The following is a 1,898-nucleotide window of genomic DNA, read 5'->3' on the forward strand; positions in this document are numbered from 1 at the left end:
AAGAAAGCACAGGATGATGAAGCCAGTGGTGAGATTGAAACAGCACATCCGGGTTACCTGGGGTCGCAGGACACTTTTTATGTTGGTCATTTAAAAGGTGTTGGTCGTATCTACCAACAAACTTATATTGATACTTACTGCAAAGTCGTTCATTGTAAACTTTACACAACGAAAAGTTCGATAACTGCTGCGGATTTATTAAATGACAAGGTTCTGCCTTTTTATGCCCAACATGGATTACCGATATTACGTATACTGACGGACAGAGGTAGTGAATATTGTGGTAAAGTTGAGCATCACGATTATCAACTTTATCTGGCTATCAACGATATTGATCACACAAAAACTAAGGCACGCTCGCCTCAAACTAATGGAATTTGTGAACGTTTTCATAAAACCGTATTACAAGAGTTCTACCAGGTAGTTTTTCGTAAGAAAATCTACGGTAATTTAGAGGAATTACAAACTGACACGAGTTTCGCACAGGCATATAAAATTCTAAAAATGGCTTAAAAGCAATGATTAATCTGCAAGTTACTAAAAAACATAAATTTTCTTAAATTACAATAAGTTGTATTTGATTTATAAGGTTTTGACTATTTATATATCATGCTGAATTAAACTTAAAAATAGAGCGTTTTTTTATTGGTGCGAAACTCGTGCCGGTATCTGCCCAGATGGTTACCTCAGGAGGAATATGGCGAATTATATCGACTTTATCGAGTAAGCGTTTATCGTGACGGCGCCCATTTTTGCTCATGGGGATAAATCCAATTTGCCTTGTTTCGTCAGTCATAATAAGCCCTTTTCGAGTGGTCTGTCTTTTCTTTCCCGAATACATTTTTTTTCGCCGACGCAGATTCACGAGTTTCGCACCAATAAAAAAACGCTCTATTTTTAAGTTTAATTCAGCATGATATATAAATAGTCAAAACCTTATAAATCAAATACAACTTATTGTAATTTAAGAAAATTTATGTTTTTTAGTAACTTGCAGATTAATCATTGCTTTTAAGCCATTTTTAGAATTTTATATGCCTGTGCGAAACTCGTGTCTTACTGACTCTAGCGGATAAAGCTACCAAGCAGATTATTATCCGCAAGTTACCGAATAAACGCGCTAATACTCTTGTAGATGCTTTCCGTGACATTGTAGCAAATACCTTCTGTGACTTTAAAACTTTGACGGCCGATAACGGTTCTGAGTTCTCCATGCATAAACAGATAACTGAGATCACCGGTGCTAATGTCTTCTTTGCCAGGCCTTATCACTCATGGGAGCGTGGTTTAAATGAACACAGTAACGGACTTATCCGCCGTTTTTACCCAAAAGGAACGGACTTCAACTCAGTCACGGACAACGAGATTGCAGAACTTGAGCACATACTTAATACTCGGGGACGAAAATCGTTGGGCTATTTTTCTCCAAATGAAGTATTTTTAGCTCATCTAATGGCTGCATAACGTTTTATGGGTTTGTTGCGTTTCGACTGGGAATGGGCCTTCCGCATCCTGATTGCTCATTCCCAGTTTTTCGTACTGCATCTCACCTTCAAGAATCGGTGTTTTGCCAGCATTCCGCGCCCCTTTGTAGCGCTCGAGTGCTTCAAGTGCCTTGACACCTTTCACACCGTCTAGCCAGTCTTTAGACTTGATAATCCCCGCTGCCATCATGCCATCGCGCATAATGCTGGATCCGTGGCGCTGTTGAGCCAGTCCAAGCCCTAGCGTTTCTCTGCATTGGGTAATCGGTGAACGCCCCATAAATCCGTCGTCAGTGGCGTATCTGAGATGCAGCACCTCATGTTGAAGGTAACTTCTCGATTTGCCGCTGTACGGCTCTGTTACGGTGTAGGCGTAACGATGGTCTCCAAGCTGTTTGACGGTGATGGCTTGCG

General features: G+C 40.6%; 2 protein-coding genes and 2 pseudogenes. 2 read left to right on the plus strand and 2 right to left on the minus strand.

Annotation, left to right across the window (positions count from 1 at the left end):
• A pseudogene (locus tag CBG25_RS17730) lies at positions 1–465 on the plus strand (IS481 family transposase); the annotation flags it as partial.
• A gap of 142 nt (positions 466–607) precedes the next feature.
• Here CBG25_RS17730 and CBG25_RS17735 read toward each other — a convergent pair.
• Positions 608–865 (minus strand): transposase family protein, encoded by a 258-nt coding sequence (locus CBG25_RS17735; RefSeq protein ID WP_290608316.1) that lies wholly within the window; start codon positions 863–865, stop codon positions 608–610.
• 194 nt (positions 866–1,059) lie between these two features.
• On the opposite strand from CBG25_RS17735, the gene CBG25_RS17740 reads away from it, so the two are divergent.
• Positions 1,060–1,464, plus strand: coding sequence for an IS30 family transposase (locus CBG25_RS17740; RefSeq protein ID WP_290608318.1), 405 nt, complete (start codon positions 1,060–1,062; stop codon positions 1,462–1,464).
• Between the two features lie 39 nt (positions 1,465–1,503).
• On the opposite strand, the pseudogene CBG25_RS17745 reads toward CBG25_RS17740, so the two are convergent.
• A pseudogene (locus CBG25_RS17745) lies at positions 1,504–1,898 on the minus strand (phage portal protein); the annotation flags it as partial.

Source organism: Arsenophonus sp. ENCA (assembly GCF_002287155.1).
Classification (GTDB): Bacteria; Pseudomonadota; Gammaproteobacteria; order Enterobacterales; family Enterobacteriaceae; genus Arsenophonus; species Arsenophonus nilaparvatae.